Origin of the sequence: Aeromonas sp. Lyrl_2, assembly GCF_051948815.1 — a bacterium.
Lineage (GTDB): Bacteria > Pseudomonadota > Gammaproteobacteria > Enterobacterales > Aeromonadaceae > Aeromonas > Aeromonas veronii.
Map to the genome: position 1 here is coordinate 24460 of NZ_JAYJLJ010000001.1, position 16925 is coordinate 41384.

Consider the following 16925-nt stretch of genomic DNA (forward strand, 5'->3'; position numbering starts at 1 on the left):
AAGGGGAGCCTGGCTCCCCTTTTGCTTATCCGCTATCTGACGAGATGTTGATGTCTGCCACTCCTGCCCAGCTTGTCGCCCTACTGCAACAACGCGTAGAAGCCTGCTTTGTGCAGGCCGAGGCGCGCCTTGGCCGCACCTTCCCCCGCCCACGGATCTACTGCAATATGCGGGGCCGGGCGGCGGGATCGGCGCGGCTGCAAACCTGGGAGCTGCGCTTCAATCCCGCCCTCTATCAGGCCAACCAGCAGGCGTTTCTGGATGAGGTGGTGCCCCACGAGGTGGCCCATCTGCTGGTTCACGCCCTGTGGGGTGAAGGTCGCGGCAAAAGCCGGGTCTTGCCCCACGGCCGCCAGTGGCAATCGGTGATGCGGGAGGTATTCGGCCTTGAGCCCAGAACCACCCACAGCTTCGATCTGGCGGTATTGGCCGAGCCGACCGTGCCCTATCGCTGCCTCTGCCAGCAGCATCTACTGTCGATACGCCGCCACAACAAGGTGGTGCGCGGCGAGGCCCGCTACCACTGCCGCCGCTGCAAGCAGCCGCTGGAGCGGGAACGGCCGGAGCCAGAGCAGTAAGCCAGCTTGTGTCGCGCCCCTGTGGTAGGGTGCCCGCCATCGTTCGTCAATCATCCCGTTTGCAAGGAATCCCATGCGTTTCATCTCCTCCCTCGCCCTGACCCTGCTGGCCGGTTTACCGCTGCTCAGCGCGCCCCTGCACGCCCAGACCTTTCGCGAAGCCAAACAGGATCTGGTGAAGCTCTATCGCAGCCAGCCAGCAGTCACTACCTTCTACTGCGGCTGCGACATCGACTATCAGGGCAAATCGATGCGCCCGGATCTCGCCAGCTGTGGCTATGAGCCGCGCAAGCAGGCCAAGCGCGCCGCCCGCATCGAGTGGGAACACGTGGTCCCCGCCTGGGAGTTCGGCCACCAGCTGCAGTGCTGGCAGGATGGCGGTCGCAAGAACTGCGAAAAATCGAGCCCCGAGTTCAACAAGATGGAGGGGGACATGCACAACCTCTTCCCCGCAATTGGCGAGGTGAACGGCGATCGGGCCAACTACCGCTTCTCCGACTGGAACGGCAAGCCGGATCAGTACGGCCAGTGCCAGATGCTGGTGGATTTCAAGGATCGTCGGGTACAGCCGCCCAAGGGGCCGGTGCGGGGCCAGATTGCCCGCGCCTACCTCTACATGAGCCAGCAGTATGGGCTGCGTCTGGCAGCGCAACAGCGTAAACTGTTTGAAGCTTGGGACAGGCAGTACCCTGCAGAAGGCTGGGAGTGCGAGCGCAACCGCCGCATCGGCAAGCTGCAGGGCAATACCAATCCCTTTATTGAAAAGCAGTGCCAATAACCCCATTTGACCAGGGAGGGGGATCGCCCCTCCTATCATGAGGCCCTTCCCCACTGCCGCGTGAGCCTTGCTTGCCGCAGGATATAAAGGGTTTCCAAGCAAGAGACTGACAAGCAGCCATGCGCATTCCACGTATCTATGAACCGGCCACCCTGCAAGTTGGCCAGACTATCGCCCTGTCGGAAGACGGCGCCAACCATATCGGCCGGGTGCTGCGCATGCAGCCTGGCCAGCAGCTCGAGCTGTTCAACGGCGATGGCAATCAATATCCCGCCACCATCGCCAGCGTCGGCAAAAAGTCGGTGGAAGTGACCATCGACAGCTGCGACGTTCAATCGGTGGAGTCACCGCTGGCCATCCACCTCGGTCAGGTGATCAGCCGTGGCGACAAGATGGACTTCACCATCCAGAAATCGGTGGAGCTGGGCGTCACCTGCATCACCCCGCTCTTCTCCGAACGCTGTGGCGTCAAGCTGCCGGCAGACCGCTTGGAGAAGAAGCGCGAGCAGTGGCAAAAGGTGGTGATCAGCGCCTGCGAACAGTGCGGCCGCAACGTGGTGCCAGAGGTGCGCATGCCGATGGAGCTGGACGCCTGGCTGGCAGAAGAGACCAAGGAGCTCAAGCTCAACCTGCACCCGCGCGCCGAGTACAGCATCAACACCCTGCCCGTTCCCGAGCATGGGGTGCGCCTGCTGATTGGCCCGGAAGGGGGATTGTCGAGCGACGAGATCGCCCGTACCGTGCAGGAAGATTTCAAAGAGATGCTGCTGGGGCCGCGGGTGCTGCGCACCGAAACTGCCGCCCTGACGGCGATCACTGCGCTGCAGTGCCGCTTTGGCGATCTCGCTTGATACTATCGGCCGCATCAATCAGCCTCATGGCTGCATCGACGCAGCCGCAAGCGGCCGATTACGCTGCGCTAATCGACCCTACAACCCTATCGAGCCATTAAAAAGGAACAGCGGATGACCATTAAACTCGGCATCGTGATGGACCCCATCTCGGCCATCAACATCAAGAAAGATTCCAGCTTTGCCATGCTCGAAGAGGCGCAAAAGCGCGGCTATGAGCTCTTCTATATGGAGATGAAGGATCTCTACATGGAAGCCGGTCGCGCCTTTGGCACCATGCGCCCGCTCACCGTCAAATATGACTATGCCGACTGGTACACCCTGGGCGAGGTGGTGGATCAGCCCCTCTCCAACCTCGATGTGATCCTGATGCGCAAGGATCCGCCGTTCGACACCGAATTTATCTACGCCACCTACATGCTGGAGCGGGCCGAGGATGAGGGTTGCCTCATCGTCAACAAGCCGCAGAGCCTGCGCGACGCCAACGAGAAGCTCTACACCGCCTGGTTTGCCGAGCACACCCCGACCACGCTGGTGACTCGCCGCGCTGACAAGCTGCGCGCCTTCCACGCGAAGCACAAAGACGTGATCTTGAAGCCCTTGGACGGCATGGGCGGTGCCTCCATCTTCCGCATGAAGGAAGATGACGCCAACGTCGGCGTGATTATCGAGACATTGACCGCCCACGGCAGCCAGTACTGCATGGCGCAGACCTATCTGCCCGCCATCAAGGATGGCGACAAGCGGGTACTGGTGGTGGACGGTGAACCGGTACCCTACTGCCTCGCCCGTATTCCGGCGCAGGGGGAGACCCGCGGCAATCTGGCGGCCGGTGGCCGTGGTGAAGCACGCCCCCTGAGCGAAGCCGACTGGGCCATCGCCCGTGCGGTGGGCCCGACGTTGAAAGAGAAAGGCCTCATCTTCGTCGGCCTCGACATCATCGGCGATCGCCTGACCGAGATTAACGTCACCAGCCCGACCTGCATTCGCGAGATTGAAGCGGCCTTCGACGTGCACATTACCGGCATGCTGATGGATGCCATCGAGCGTCGGCTGGGCAAATAATCACCAGGCAGGCTAAACCGACCTGTTCGGGGGTAACCCGCCCCTGACAAGCCCTGAAAAAGAGAGGGTGGCCCGGCGCCACCCTTTCTGTTTCAAGGCAATCCGGAAAGGGGCGGGATCTCGTCCAGCCCAAAAAGCGGTTTTTCCCATGGGGATCAACTGCCATAATTGACCTCAAATACCTTTGCACTATTTGGCCTCTATGCAAACACTGCAAAATCACTTCCTGCTTGCCATGCCAAGCCTGACAGATCCCTATTTCGAGCGCTCGCTGGTCTATCTGTGCGAGCACAACGAAGAGGGCGCCATGGGACTGGTCGTCAACATTCCGGTCGAGATGTCGCTGGAAACCATGCTGACCCAGCTCCAGCTCAATCCGCCCAACAACCCGGAGCTCAAGCAGCCGGTGCTGCAAGGGGGGCCGGTTCACGCCGATCGCGGCTTCGTGCTGCACAGCTTCCGCCCCGGTTTCAACTCCACCCTGCAGGTGGGGGATGAGATGATGGTGACCACCTCCAAGGATATTCTGGAAACCCTGGGTACGAGCGAAGCCCCTGCCCATTGGCTGGTGGCCCTTGGCTATGCCGGCTGGAGCGCCGGGCAGCTGGAGCAGGAGCTGGTGGACGGCGCCTGGCTGGTGATCCCCCCCAATCCGGCTCTGGTGTTCAAGACCCCCATTCACAAACGTTGGCAGCAAGCTGCCGCCAGCATAGGGGTGAACCCGGTTCACCTCTCCAGCGATATCGGCCACAGCTGATCGGCTGGCCCGCTCCGCTCTCTATTTCGAGGATTTATCAGTTATGTCATCACGCAGCATCATGGGCTTTGACTATGGCACCAAGAGCATTGGCGTCGCCATCGGTCAGGAGCTGACTGGCACAGCCCAGCCTCTGCGCGCCCTCAAGGCCAACGACGGCATCCCCAACTGGGACGAGATTGAGAAGCTGCTCAAGGAGTGGCAACCGGACCTGCTGGTGGTCGGCCTGCCGCTGAACATGGATGGTACCGATCAGGAGATCACGGTACGGGCCCGCAAATTCGGCAACCGGCTACATGGCCGCTTCGGCAAGCCGGTGGAGTTCAAGGATGAGCGACTCACCACCACAGATGCCCGCGCCCGGCTGTTTGAGCGAGGCGGCTATCGCGCGCTGGAAAAAGGCAGTGTGGACGGGGTCTCGGCGCAGTTGATCGTCGAAGCCTGGATGGAAGAGCAGTACAACTAAGCCATCAACAGCAAGGCAAGGGTCGCAGCCCTTGCCTTGTCTCGCACTATCCTCCCCTCATTACGCCTGTGATTGACCCGCGACCAGCCCCTCGGCCTCTGTCGGCGTCGCATTCATCATCCGGTTGAGCCAGGGCACCATCAGCCCCATCACTACCGCAATCAGCAGGGTCGCCATCCCGATCTTGCCAAATACGCCGGTGTAAATGGGCAAGGTTTGCAGCGGATCCGTCATCCCTTGCGGCACGGCGGTAAAGGTCGCCACATAGCCACCCAGCAGGGACGCCATCGCTTGAGTCAGGAACCACATTCCAAGAATGAAGCCCATCAGGCGTTGCGGCACCAGCGCGGCGACCATCGCCAGTCCCAGGGCACTGATCATCAGCTCGCCCAGACTCTGGAACAGGTAGATAAGCACCATAAACCAGGGGGAAGTCAGCCCCTGCTCATCGGCAAACCACCAGCCGGAAGCAGCGGCGGTCAGGAAACCGAGCGAGCAGAAGAACATCCCGAGGGTGAACTTGAGCGGCATGGTGAGATCACGCCCCTTGCTGCCCATCCGGGTATAGATCACCGCCAGCACCGGGCTACCCACTACCACCCAGAAGGGGTTGAGCGCCTGGAAGCTGACCGGGTTGACGCTCATGCCCAGCATCTCATGATGCATGTTGTTGATGGCAAAGAAGTTCAGTGAAGTCGGCATCTGGGCGTACAGCACATAAAAGAGCACCGCCTCCAGCATCAGCACGAAGGCCACATACATCTTGTTGCGGCCCACTGTGTCAAGCTTGAACGCCTCGCGGAAAAAGACAATTACCACGGCGATAGTCACCGTCATCAGCACCATGTTGGCGATCACCACGTGGTGCATTAACCAGGCACAGAAGAAGACCATGACCACCGAGCCAGCCAATACCATCAGCAACTTGCCGTAGTTGAGGGGCAGATGATCCGGCTCGGAGCCGATATCTTTCACCATATTGCGGCAGGCAAAGAAGGTAAGCAGCGCAATAATCAACCCCACCCCGCACAGGTTATAGGTCACGGTATAGCCGTAGTGATCGGCAATCACCGGCGCGAGCGAGAGGGAAATAAGGGAGCCGATATTGATCGACATATAGAACAGGGTAAACGCCCCATCCAGCCGCGGATCTTTTGGCTGGTAGCATTTTGACAGCAGGCTGGCCGGATTGGCCTTGAATAGGCAGTTACCGACCGCGATGGTGCCCAGCGCATAGAAAATCAGGTCGGGATTGTAGATCGACAGGCCGGTCATAAAATAACCGACCACCAACACGATAGCCCCGAGCACCATGGTGCGCTTGGTGCCGAGCACATGGTCGCCGACATAGCCGCCGACCGAGATCAGACCATATACCAGCGCCGAGAAGGCACCGAAGGTAATAAAGGATTGCTCTTGGGAAAAACCCAGTTGCTGTACAAAGAAGACCGCCAATATCCCCTGCACGCCGTAATAACCGAAGCGCTCCCAGAGTTCGACGAAAAATATCATAAAGAAGGGTTTGGGTTGTTGTAACAACCCGGTCGGTGCTGTTGCTGGACGCATATCAACCTGCCTTTGCTGAGATTTATTTTTATTAATCTGGTGGTGGCTGCCGCACTATTTTTTGCCCGCCATTGCTATAACGGAGAGCACAGTCAGCCTGCCAATCTGGCTATTTTCGGGTGCACGCGCCCCGTTCGATGAAAGGTGTTTTTCATCTAGCCGGTTTCAATTACGGGTTATCGGGGGATGATGAGTGGCGTCTCCCAGTACAGTTACCGGCTCCGGGTTCTACCTTTGCTGCATCCCTTTACTCAAGCCGGTTTATCAACCTTGATGCTTATTCCCCTCTGCTCCGTCACTCATGGCTGGTGGCCAGATAGCCGGGGCATGGCACGGCCACAGACGACCTGTGGGGCTGGCTCACGCCGCGCTCTAATGGCAGTCACCTACGCAGGCGCTATCTAACCCCGCCATTCCAAGGGGTGTTATGCTATATCACTGCAAATACAGGAACTTAATGGTCGATCACACTTTAAAAGTGACCATTAGTGAAGTTTTCTAATGAAACCACATGAATTTTTTTCGTGAAAAGAGCTTCACTCGAGACGTGCAACCAAGGCCAATCTGTGCATAAAGAGAGTTGAATGGCGCACAGTTTGAACCCGAGCTCGGCACTTAAGTCGTGCCAAAGCCCACTCATCCGGGCGATGCGACAACAAAAAGCCGGAGCAGATGGCTCCGGCTGATCGATGGGCACCGTCACGGCCACATTAGCGTGGCGATTCGTCGTTGTAGAGCCGCCGGATCTCGTTGCGCAGCCACATCACCTTGGCATCCTGATTGTGCCGCTTGTGCCACAGCAGGATGAAGGCGATCTCCAGCTGGGCGTAGAGCTTCTCGGGTAGCGGCAGCGGCATGGCGATCAGATTGCCGTGATGCCGACTGGCATAACCACCGCAGTAGGAAGGAGCCACCGCAATCAGTTCGTGGCTCGACTGGGAGGCAATATGCAGCGCCTGCTCGAAGCTTGAGACCATGATGGGCACCTCCCGCTTCAGCCCCTCGTCCTCCAGCAGACTGTCGAGGGCCCAGGTATCGTTCGCCTCCCACACCATGCTGATCTGGGGGCTGGCCAGAAAGTTCTCCAGCGACCACTTCTGCTCGAGCAATGGGTGATCCTTGCGCAGAAACACCACCGGGCGATCGGTAAAAAGCACCTCGTGATCAATGTAATAAGGCAAGCGGTTGACCCTGGCTTGGGAGCGGCCATGGGTCTCGCGGGCACAAAAGCCGAGATCCGCATCGCCGTTGACGATGTCGTTGAGGGAGTGGTGATCCCACCCCAGCATCCTGACTACCGAGTTGGGGTACTTCTGGTAGATGGTCATGGGCAGATCGCTCAGGAAGCTGATGTAGAAGGGGGACTCCATCACCAGCGTGAAACGAGCTCCGTCGGGGATCGCCTCGCTATTGAGCGAGGTGATGCTGTCGGTGAGCTGGAACCAGACCTTCAGCTCCTCCTCCAGGGTCAGGGAGAGGTTGGTGGGCTGCAACCCCTGCCGCACCCGCACAAACAGGGGATCGTCAAACCACTCCCGCAATTTGGCCAAAGACTTGCTCACCGCCGACGGGGTGACACAGAGCTTTTTGGCCGCCCCTGCCACACTGCGCTCCTGCATCAGGTACTTGAAGACCACCAGCAGGTTCAAATCGAGTTCACCCAGATTGCGCATATCCCCTCTCATCTTCCATCAGCCCTGCGACCGCGCTTCACGAAGCGCGAGCCATGGTACCAGCCCTTTGACAGCCAGGTAACTGAGCAGAGCCAGCAGCAGGGCGCAGATCAGCATCTCGGTCGGGGCAAAGCCAAGTTGGCCCAGCAGCCAGATATAGAGGCCGGAGAGGCTGATCTGCATGATGCAGAGCACGGCGCTGGCAAACGCCACATTGTGCTGACAACCATCGAGCGCCTCCCCCATCGCCACTCCAAAGCCGCAGGAGAAGCCGACACAGACCAAGGCAAATCCCGGCAGCAGCAGATGGATATCGCCTCCCGTCTGCCAGCTGCCGAACAGTGAGCAGGCCGCCAGCAGATAGGAGAGATGAGACACCGCCAGCACCTTGTGCTTACCAAGCCAGCGCAGCAGCAGCGGCGTCAGGAAGGAGGTGGACATGCTCACCCCGGCCATCACCATCATCACGATGGAGTACTGCTCGGTAGTGAAGCCAAACTCCTTCATCAGGATCAGCGGCGAGACGCTGACATAGACCAAAATAGAGGTCACGCTGGCACTGGTCAGCAGGGAGAGCAACATAAAGCGCGGGGAGCGCAGCAGGGCAAATGGCAGCGTTGTGCCCCCCCCCGTTTGCCGGGCCGGGCGGGTCTCCTTGAGCAGCAACCAATTCACCAAACCGCTGACAGCCGCCACCAGCGCCATCGCCACGAAGATCCCGCGCCAGTCAAAATGGGACAGGATGAGGTAACCGAGCACCGGCGCCAGCACCGGGATCACGCAGATGACCCCGTTGATCATCGAGAGCGCCATCGCCAGCCGCTCCTGACTCAGCACATCCCGCAGCACGGTAAAGGTCATGATATAGAGCGCACCGGCCCCGACCCCCTGCCAGAAACGGCCGAAATAGAACTGACTTATCCCCTCTGCACTGCCTGCCACCAGCGAGGCAAGGACAAAAATCAGCGCGCCCCCGAGCACCACCCAGCGCCGCCCGTAGCGATCGGCAATCATTCCCCCCAGCAGCACGGTGGCCGCCATGCCGAACAGATAGATGGAGAAGGCTGTATGGATCTGCGCCTCGCTCGCCTGCAGGGTATCGGCAATCTGGGGCACGGCGACCAGATAGAGATCGATCCCGACCGGATAGAGAATGATCATCAGAAAAGTGCACAACAGGAAAACAGGCATGGATGCTCCATAACAGATTGGCGTGCCGATGCCTGCCAGATCACAGGCGAACAGTGGCGGGGCCAAGATGGCCACAAAGGCAGCAACGCAGCGCGTCGCAATGGGGGTAACTATATGGGCGCCCACCGCCCTCACCTAGTGAAGAGATGGCGATCGGTACATTCCAATCAGGAAATATTGTATTGAGTTACGTGCCATAGCGGCCATATTGAATCGAGCAGACTCAGCAATAAACCGGGTCACCTCCCGCTCATAGCCATCCCTGCGCAGCACTTTTACCGCCCGTCTGTTATCTGCCTTCGCCCATGCGGGCGTATAAGCTGTAGGTGCGACGCAATACAGGGAATGTGTATGAAGGGAATGGAGAGAGAAGAGCAGATTGCCGGGCTGCTGTCAGCACTGGAGCAAGTCATTCTGGGCAAGCCGCTGCAACTGAAAATCGCGCTGGTGACCCTGCTGGCGCGCGGTCATCTGCTGATCGAGGATCTGCCCGGTATGGGCAAAACCACCCTGGCCCACGCGCTGGCACAGGTACTGGGGCTGGCATGCCGGCGGATGCAGTTCACCGCCGATCTGCTCCCCGCCGACCTGCTGGGGTTGCAGATCTTTGACCCCCAGCAGCAAACATTTCGCTTTCACCCCGGCCCCATCTTCACCCAGGTACTGCTGGCGGACGAGATCAACCGCGCCAGCCCCAAAGTACAAAGCGCCCTGCTGGAGGCGATGGCAGAGGGCAAGGTGAGCATTGAGGGGAATACGCATCCCCTCCCCGATCCGTTTTTCGTCATCGCCACCCAGAACCCGGCGGATCAGGCGGGCACCTATCCACTGCCGGAGTCCCAACTCGACCGCTTCGCCGTGCGACTCTCGCTGGGTTTTCCGCCGCGAGAGGCGGAGCGCCAGTTGCTGCGCGGCAACCAGCCGACTGGCCCGTTGCCCGCCATGCTGAATGCCGCCGAGCTGACTGCCCTGCAAGCGGAAGGTGATGCTATCCATGTTTCCGATGCCACCCTCGACTACCTGCTGGCGCTGGTGCACCAGAGCCGCTTTGATGGGGATCTGCCACAGCCCCTCTCCCCCCGTGCAGCCCAGACCTTGCTGGCGGTGAGCCGGGCCTGGGCGCTGGTGGCGGGGCGGCATTTTGTCACGGTAGAGGATGTGCAGGCAGTCTTCCCCTATGTGGCCGAGCATCGGCTGCGGGGCAGCTTTGGCGTGCAGCACGGCGAAGCCTGTCCCCTGAGCCAGCGGTTACTGGCTAGGGTCGATCCGGACAATCCCTGATGAGCAAATTGCTAAACCGTTGGCAGCAGTTGCGAGCCCGCTGGCAGCGACGCTGGCTCGACCGCCGTATTCCCCCGGCCCGCCAGATCACGCTGGGTACCCGCAGCCTCTTTATCCTCCCCACCCGCATGGGGCTGCTCTATCTGCTGGCGCTGCTCGCCATCTATCTGCTAGGCACCAACTACCAGAACAATCTGGTACTGCTGGTGGCCTACTGCCTCGGCAGCCTGTTTATGGCCGCCATGTGGCTTACACACCGCAACCTGTTGGGGCTGGAACTGCTGGGTGGGCCGCTGGTGCTGGGGGAAGCGGGTAGCCAGCTACCTATCCGCATCTTGGTGCAGAGCCCGCGCCCGGTGCAGGCGCTCCGGTTTAGCCTCAACGAAGGCACCCTCTGGCTGGCACAGGCCGACGCTGTGCCCAGCACAGTTATCCTGCCAGTATCGGGCTCGCGCCGTGGGCCACTGCACCTTGGTCGATTGCGGGTTGAGAGCCGCTACCCTCTCGGCCTGTTTCGCTGCTGGTCTCTGCTGGACTTGCAACTGGAGGGCTGGCTCGCCCCCAAACCGGCGTTCGGGGCGCTAAGAGGGGAACATGCGGCCGAAAGCGAAGGGCATCAGGGCCAACCCGCTCCAGCCCCTCTCGGTGACTTTGACTCTCTGCGGACACATCAGGCCGGTGAGCCACTGAGCCGGGTCGCCTGGAAGCAACTTGCCCAGGGGCGCGGCTTGCTGACCAAGCAGTTTCATGAACCGCAGCAGGATGACACCCACCTGACCTTGCAGCGGGCCGCGGGCGGGGATCTGGAGCAGCGATTAGCGGTGCTGGCCTGGTGGTGCGTCGATTACGGCAAGCGGGGCATCCCCTTTACCCTCACGCTGGCAGGTCAGACGCTGGGGCACGATAGTGGTGCCGCCTTTGTGCAGCGCTGCCTGCTGGCACTGGCCCGATTCGATGGCAAGCCACAGGAGAGCAGGTCAGATGCTGCTCGATAACCGCCGCCTGCTGCCAATCATCGCCCTGCAACAGCTGCTGCTGGTCGCGGCGCTCTGGCCTCAGTTGCAACTCTGGGTAGTGGCAGTGGGCGCCATCACTCTCGGCGTCCGGGCCATGATGCTGTGGCGCGGCTTGCAGCCCCTGCCTGCCCGCGGGTTGGCGCTGCTGGCCATCACAACCGTGGTGTTGCTGGGGTTGCAGTGGCGCACATTGGGCACCCTGCCCGCCCTGATCAATCTGCTCTGGCTCGGCTATAGCCTCAAGATGATCGAGGTACGGCGCGAGCGGGATATCGAGCAGGTGCTGCTGCTCGCCTTCTTTCTGATCGCGCTGGCGTTGGTACAGCGACAGAGCATCGGCTGGACGGCCGGGATGGCAGTGACACTTTGGCTGGCAGTGACCGCGCTGGTGGCCGCCGTCGCTCCCGAGCAGAAACAGCCTTGGCGCAGTGCGGGGGGTACCCTGCTGCTGGCGCTTCCCCTGCTCATCACTCTGTTTCTGCTGCTGCCGAGGCTCCCGCCCCTCTGGCAGATGCCCACCACCAGCCGCTCCCTGTCGGGCCTCTCGGAAGAGCTGGCCCCCGGCGATATCAGCGAACTGGTCAACTCCTCGGAACTGGCGTTTCGGGTCACCTTTGCCGATGGCCCGCCCCCTGTCCGCGAGCGCTATTTTCCGGTGATGCGGCAGGAGGTTTTCGATGGTCAGCGCTGGTTGCTGAGCCCCGAGGTCAAAGCATGGCAGCAGACAGTGCCGGTGCAGACCGGGCTCACCCTTCTGGCATCCTCTTCACAAGCCAGTACTCAACTGGCAGATAACCCGTTGCCAGCCGGGAGCTACGAGGTGATCGTCGAGCCCCAGCGCCACCGCTGGGCCTTTGCCCTGAGTGAACCGCGCCTGCTGGCGGGCCCGGTGCTGCTTACCCCTCTCGACACCCTCTATCGTCAGGGGAGCGGCGAGGTGGCGATCCGCTATCGCATTGGCCGCGGCGAAGCGCTGCCCGAGGATGACCACCAAGCCGCCCAGCGCAACCTGCAACTGCCAGCCGAGGGCAACCCGAGAGCGCGAGCTCACGGCCAAGGGCTGGCTGTGCGCTATCCAGAACGCGCTGCGCTGGTCGCAGCCCTGCTCGCGCAGTTTCGCAGCCAATCCTATTACTACACTCTGACCCCGCCACGGCTTGGCAGTGACGGGGTGGATGAGTTCCTGTTCGATACCAAACGCGGCTTTTGCGGCCACTACGCCATGGCGACCGCTTTCGTACTACGCGCCGCCGGTATTCCGGCACGGCTGGTCACCGGTTATCTCGGCGGTGAGTGGAATCCAAGGGGCAACTATTTGGCGGTGCACCAGTTCGATGCTCACGCCTGGGTAGAGTATCTCGATGAAGGGGGAAAGTGGCGGCGAATCGACCCCACGGCGGCAGTGGCACCGGAGCGCATTGAAGACGGCGTGAGGGAGGCGCTGAGCGACGAGTTTACCGCCGCCGACCCCCTCGCTTTGCAGCGTTATCGCAACTGGGCTCTGCTCAATCAACTGCGCTGGTGGGGCAACAATATCGACTACCAGTGGAGTCGCTGGGTGATTGGTTACGATGCGGGTCAGCTCTGGCAACAAATCGGCCTGCGCTGGCCCGCACTGGCGGGACACACTCCCTGGTTTATCCTCGCCAGCCTGATGCTGGTCGCCCTGCTGGTGAGCCTGCCCCTGCTGTTGCCCGCCCGCCTGCCGCCAGAGCGGCGCATCTGGCAGCCCCTGCTCAAACGGGGTAAACGCAGCGGCTACCCACCAGAGCCCGCCGAGAGCATGGGGGCATGGTGCGAGCGGCTGGCACGGCTGCGTCCCGACCTTGCCCATCCCCTGCTAAAGAGTGCGTGGCTCTATCGACTCTGGCGTTATGCCCCCCTCAGCAAACGGCAACAAGGGCGCTGCTGGCGCCAGTTACGACGGCGTGTCAGACAACTCGCCCAGCGCTGGGATCAACAGCCAGCGAGTGCACCGTAAAAGAAGGGGGGAGCCACCGGCTCCCCCCCCTTCAGGTTTTAATCAAGAGGTTTGATTCACCGCTTGTTACTTTTTGGTCGGATTGTCCCAGATCCCCTCTTCCAGCTGGGAGCGGATCTCGGGGTATTTGTTGGCATCGAAGGTGGGCACCTTGCCCAGCCGGAGCTGGTCGTTGTAATCCTTCGCCAGCTTGATGGCGACGCTGGAGAGCAGCAGGATCGCCACCAAGTTGACGATGGCCATCAGACCCATGGAGACATCCGCCATGGCCCACACGATCGGCAACTCACCCACGGCGCCGAACATCACCATCCCCAGTACGAACACCCGGAACAGCATCAGGCCGCCCTTGTGGTTGTGCTCGAGGAACACCAGATTGGTCTCGGCATAGGAGTAGTTCGCCACGATAGAGGTGAAGGCGAAGAAGAAGATGGCCGCAGCAATAAAGATGTTGCCACCGCTGCCAATCTGGGAGGAGAGCGCCCGCTGGGTCAGCTCGACACCGGTCACGCCGGAGCCCGGCTCAAACTGACCGGACATCAGGATGATGGCAGCGGTACAGCTGCAGATGACGATAGTGTCCATAAAGACCCCCAGCATCTGCACATAACCCTGAGAGGCCGGGTGCGGCGGATAGGGAGTGGCAGTCGCCGCAGCGTTGGGCGCAGAGCCCATCCCCGCCTCGTTGGAGAAGAGACCGCGCTTGATACCGTTGATCATCGCCTGGGAGATGGCATACCCCAGCGCACCCGAGCCTGCCTGCTCAATCCCGAAGGCGGACTTGATGATCAGCATGAAGACATGGGGCAACTCGGTGATGTTCATCGCCACGATCACCAACGCCAGCAGGATATAAGCCAGCGCCATAAAGGGCACCACCAGCTCGGCAAAACGGGCGATGCCACGAATGCCGCCGAAGATAATCAGGCCGGAGAGCGCCACCAGCGCCAGACCGCTGACCCAGTCAGGAATGCCAAACGCCACCTTCATCGCCAGACTGATGGAGTTGGCCTGCACCGCGTTGAACACCAGACCAAACGCCAGGATCAGGCAGAGCGAGAAGACCACCCCCATCCAGCGCATGCCAAGGCCTTTCTCCATGTAGTAGGCCGGGCCACCACGGTAGTTGCCATCCTCATCCTTGACCTTGTAGAGCTGGGCCAGGGTGCTTTCGACGAAGGCGGTCGCCATGCCAATAAAGGCAATCAGCCACATCCAGAAGATTGCGCCGGGGCCGCCCAGATAGATGGCGACTGCCACACCGGCCAGGTTGCCGGTGCCGACACGGGCGGCAAGGCTGGTACAGAGGGCTTGGAAGGAGGAGATGCCTGCGTTGTCCGATTTACGGCTGTTTTTCAGCACGGAAAACATGTGGCCAAAGTGACGGATCTGGATAAAACCCAGGCGGAAGGTGAAAAAGATACCGACCCCGATGAGCAGGTAGATGAGCACGGCTCCCCACATCAGGTCGTTTAGCATCGCAATCAAGGTGTCCATAATTCTCTCGTTGTTATTCACATCCATGGCCAGTCTGCGCTGACCGTTTTCTGTCTGTCGTTTAATTAGCGTTTCGCTAAAGGGGCGGAATCTAGCACAGCGGGAGAGCCCGGAATAGTGATCCCGGTCACGCGAGACACAAAAAACGAACGGTAAAAGCCCATAAAGCTCCATTTAAATCGCAAACTTTCAACAAACTCAATAATTCAATCAGACAGGCCACCATTAAGCCCCATAAGAGAACCATTTTGATATATCCCTGATGAGCTATGCGAAAACGCAAACGCTTGCATGAAATGGCTTTCAAACGGAGACATTTCGCCAAACGTTTTCGCTGTAATTAAATTTCAAGTACGTAGCGAGATAATTTATGTGATCGATGACACAAATATGGATATTGGCTAAAAAAGTTCAGCTGAAAGCAAACCGGAGCGAGGTCGGGAGGAAATGTAAAAAACCTTACTAATCATATAGTTTCAAGCCATAAAACGGGATAACTCAACAGCCTGAATGTTTAACAACCAAGCGCCCCTATTGCAGGATGCACCACATCAGTATTAATTAGGCAGGCAATGACGATGGGCCGCCCCCATCGCGCTTTTCTGAGCCTGAGGCACCAAGATCCTGTAATTTTATTTCAGAACCACCGTCTCAAGCCCGCAACCCAGGGATTACTCCCTCATTAAGAGATGATATTCGCTATGGCCGATAAATTAACCCAGCTGAAAGCCCTGACCACTGTTGTTGCCGACACCGGTGATATCGAAGCCATCAAACGCTATCAGCCCATCGATGCCACCACCAACCCCTCTCTGGTTCTGAAGGCCTCCGAGATCCCCGAGTACGCTCCGCTGATCGAAGACGCCATCAACTGGGCCAAAGCCCAGAGCCAGGACAAGGCACAGCAAATCATCGACGCGGGCGACAAGCTGGCCGTCAACATCGGTCTGGAAGTGCTGAAGATCGTTCCGGGCCGTATCTCTACCGAAGTGGATGCCCGTCTCTCCTTCGATACCGAAGCCAGCATCGCCAAGGCCCGCAAGCTGATCCGTCTTTACAACGAAGCGGGCATCAGCAACGACCGCATTCTGATCAAGCTGGCCTCCACCTGGGAAGGGATCCGTGCCGCCGAGGTTCTGGAGAAAGAGGGTATCCAGTGCAACCTGACCCTGCTGTTCTCCTTCGCCCAGGCCCGTGCCTGTGCCGAAGCCGGTGCCTTCCTGATCTCCCCGTTCGTAGGCCGCATCCTCGACTGGTACAAGGCCAAGCACAACCGTGACTACACCGCCAGCGAAGATCCGGGCGTGGTCTCCGTCACCTCCATCTACAACTACTACAAGCAGCACGACTACCCGACCGTGGTGATGGGCGCCAGCTTCCGCAACACCGGCGAGATCCTGGAACTGGCCGGGTGCGACCGCCTGACCATCGGCCCGGCCCTGCTGGAAGAGCTGAGCAAGACCGAAGGCGCCGTGGTACGCAAACTGGACTACACCGGTGAGCGCAAGGCCAAACCGACCCCGATGACCGAAGCCGAATTCCGCTGGGAACTGAACCAGGATGCCATGGCTCACGAGAAGCTGGGCGAAGGCATCCGCATGTTTGCTATCGACCAGGGCAAGCTGGAAACCATGCTGGCAAGCCGCCTGTAATCGGTTCTTTTTTCTGATAAAAACCGGGCCCCTACCAAGGGGCCCGGTTTTTTTTCATGGGCTTTTTTAGCGCTGTCATAGAGTCGTCACGAAAACGTTTTAATTTCAGATTCGTTATGTTATACGGGTGGTGAAAACGATAAAAACCAAGGAGGGAGCCATGGAAATGTTCAACTTCGATTATGACGAGGTGGTTGAACTCGGTTCGCGTAGCCGCGGGACAACGGGAAAAAAACGTAAATGGCGTGAAATCGAGGCGTTGAAAGACAAACATCGCCTGCAGAAGGAGCTGCAATCCATCGATATCGCCTATGAAGGTCTTACAGACGAGATTGAACTGTAATACTGCCAGACACCTGTAAAAGCGCTCCGCACAGCCGGGGCGCTTTTTTATGCCGCAATCGGATGATCACGTGGCTTGTCATGCCATCGCTAGCGATGCCGCAGGATGCAGCGGGCAGGCGACAGACAACGGGTTGCCACAATCCCTGACAGCCCTCACCAACAGCGTGGCATACCAACCCTGCCCCTCACCCGCGAAGAGTGAGCGGCGCCGTTTCAGGGCGCATTGGG

At 59.7% G+C, this 16925-nt stretch carries 15 protein-coding genes; 11 read left to right on the forward strand and 4 right to left on the reverse strand.

Annotated features, from left to right (window positions below; genetic code table 11):
• The first annotated feature begins 50 nt into the window (after positions 1 to 50).
• The 6 genes from VF684_RS00100 to ruvX all read left to right on the forward strand — a co-directional run bounded on the left by VF684_RS00100 (position 51) and on the right by ruvX (position 4495).
• The gene (locus VF684_RS00100; RefSeq protein WP_376898862.1) at positions 51 to 578 is read left to right on the forward strand and encodes a SprT family zinc-dependent metalloprotease; all 528 of its coding nucleotides are present in this window, start codon (positions 51 to 53) and stop codon (positions 576 to 578) included.
• 73 nt (positions 579 to 651) lie between these two features.
• Positions 652 to 1356, forward strand: a complete 705-nt coding sequence (locus VF684_RS00105) for an endonuclease (RefSeq protein WP_216956118.1) — start codon at positions 652 to 654, stop codon at positions 1354 to 1356.
• A 119-nt stretch (positions 1357 to 1475) separates the two neighbouring features.
• Positions 1476 to 2207 (forward strand): 16S rRNA (uracil(1498)-N(3))-methyltransferase, encoded by a 732-nt coding sequence (gene rsmE, locus VF684_RS00110; protein ID WP_005343824.1) that lies wholly within the window; start codon positions 1476 to 1478, stop codon positions 2205 to 2207.
• Between the two features lie 114 nt (positions 2208 to 2321).
• A complete protein-coding gene (gene gshB / locus VF684_RS00115) occupies positions 2322 to 3272 on the forward strand; it encodes a glutathione synthase (protein WP_376898864.1) in 951 nt (316 codons plus the stop codon).
• 202 nt (positions 3273 to 3474) lie between these two features.
• Positions 3475 to 4029, forward strand: a complete 555-nt coding sequence (locus tag VF684_RS00120) for a YqgE/AlgH family protein (protein WP_005349793.1) — start codon at positions 3475 to 3477, stop codon at positions 4027 to 4029.
• A gap of 43 nt (positions 4030 to 4072) precedes the next feature.
• On the forward strand, positions 4073 to 4495 hold the full coding sequence (ruvX, locus tag VF684_RS00125) for a Holliday junction resolvase RuvX (protein ID WP_005343821.1): 423 nt from the start codon (positions 4073 to 4075) through the stop codon (positions 4493 to 4495).
• A gap of 60 nt (positions 4496 to 4555) precedes the next feature.
• On the opposite strand, the gene dtpB is transcribed toward ruvX, so the two are convergent.
• The 3 genes from dtpB to VF684_RS00140 form a co-directional block, all read right to left on the reverse strand.
• On the reverse strand, positions 4556 to 6061 hold the full coding sequence (gene dtpB / locus VF684_RS00130; RefSeq protein ID WP_376898866.1) for a dipeptide/tripeptide permease DtpB: 1506 nt from the start codon (positions 6059 to 6061) through the stop codon (positions 4556 to 4558).
• Positions 6062 to 6771: 710 nt separating this feature from the next.
• Entirely contained in the window at positions 6772 to 7734 is a 963-nt protein-coding gene (yidZ, locus tag VF684_RS00135) for an HTH-type transcriptional regulator YidZ (RefSeq protein ID WP_127006425.1), read from the reverse strand.
• Positions 7735 to 7752: 18 nt separating this feature from the next.
• On the reverse strand, positions 7753 to 8925 hold the full coding sequence (locus VF684_RS00140) for an MFS transporter (RefSeq protein ID WP_376898869.1): 1173 nt from the start codon (positions 8923 to 8925) through the stop codon (positions 7753 to 7755).
• Between the two features lie 351 nt (positions 8926 to 9276).
• Between VF684_RS00140 and VF684_RS00145 the strand changes: the two genes are divergently transcribed.
• Genes VF684_RS00145 through VF684_RS00155 form a run of 3 tightly spaced genes read left to right on the forward strand, consistent with a single transcriptional unit; the run spans position 9277 to position 13203 of the window.
• Positions 9277 to 10206, forward strand: coding sequence for an AAA family ATPase (locus tag VF684_RS00145; RefSeq protein ID WP_372592606.1), 930 nt, complete (start codon positions 9277 to 9279; stop codon positions 10204 to 10206).
• Entirely contained in the window at positions 10206 to 11201 is a 996-nt protein-coding gene (locus tag VF684_RS00150) for a DUF58 domain-containing protein (protein WP_139440040.1), read from the forward strand. Before VF684_RS00145 ends, VF684_RS00150 begins: the two co-directional genes overlap by 1 nt.
• The gene (locus VF684_RS00155; RefSeq protein WP_139440039.1) at positions 11188 to 13203 is read left to right on the forward strand and encodes a transglutaminase family protein; all 2016 of its coding nucleotides are present in this window, start codon (positions 11188 to 11190) and stop codon (positions 13201 to 13203) included. The genes VF684_RS00150 and VF684_RS00155 overlap by 14 nt, the downstream gene beginning before the upstream one ends.
• A 66-nt stretch (positions 13204 to 13269) precedes the next feature.
• Here VF684_RS00155 and VF684_RS00160 read toward each other — a convergent pair whose 3' ends face one another.
• Positions 13270 to 14700, reverse strand: a complete 1431-nt coding sequence (locus tag VF684_RS00160) for an alanine/glycine:cation symporter family protein (protein WP_013724018.1) — start codon at positions 14698 to 14700, stop codon at positions 13270 to 13272.
• Between the two features lie 701 nt (positions 14701 to 15401).
• Here VF684_RS00160 and tal point away from each other — a divergent pair.
• Entirely contained in the window at positions 15402 to 16352 is a 951-nt protein-coding gene (tal, locus tag VF684_RS00165) for a transaldolase (RefSeq protein WP_139409993.1), read from the forward strand.
• Between the two features lie 160 nt (positions 16353 to 16512).
• The gene (locus tag VF684_RS00170; protein ID WP_005338547.1) at positions 16513 to 16695 is read left to right on the forward strand and encodes a DUF3545 family protein; all 183 of its coding nucleotides are present in this window, start codon (positions 16513 to 16515) and stop codon (positions 16693 to 16695) included.
• Positions 16696 to 16925: the final 230 nt, after the last annotated feature.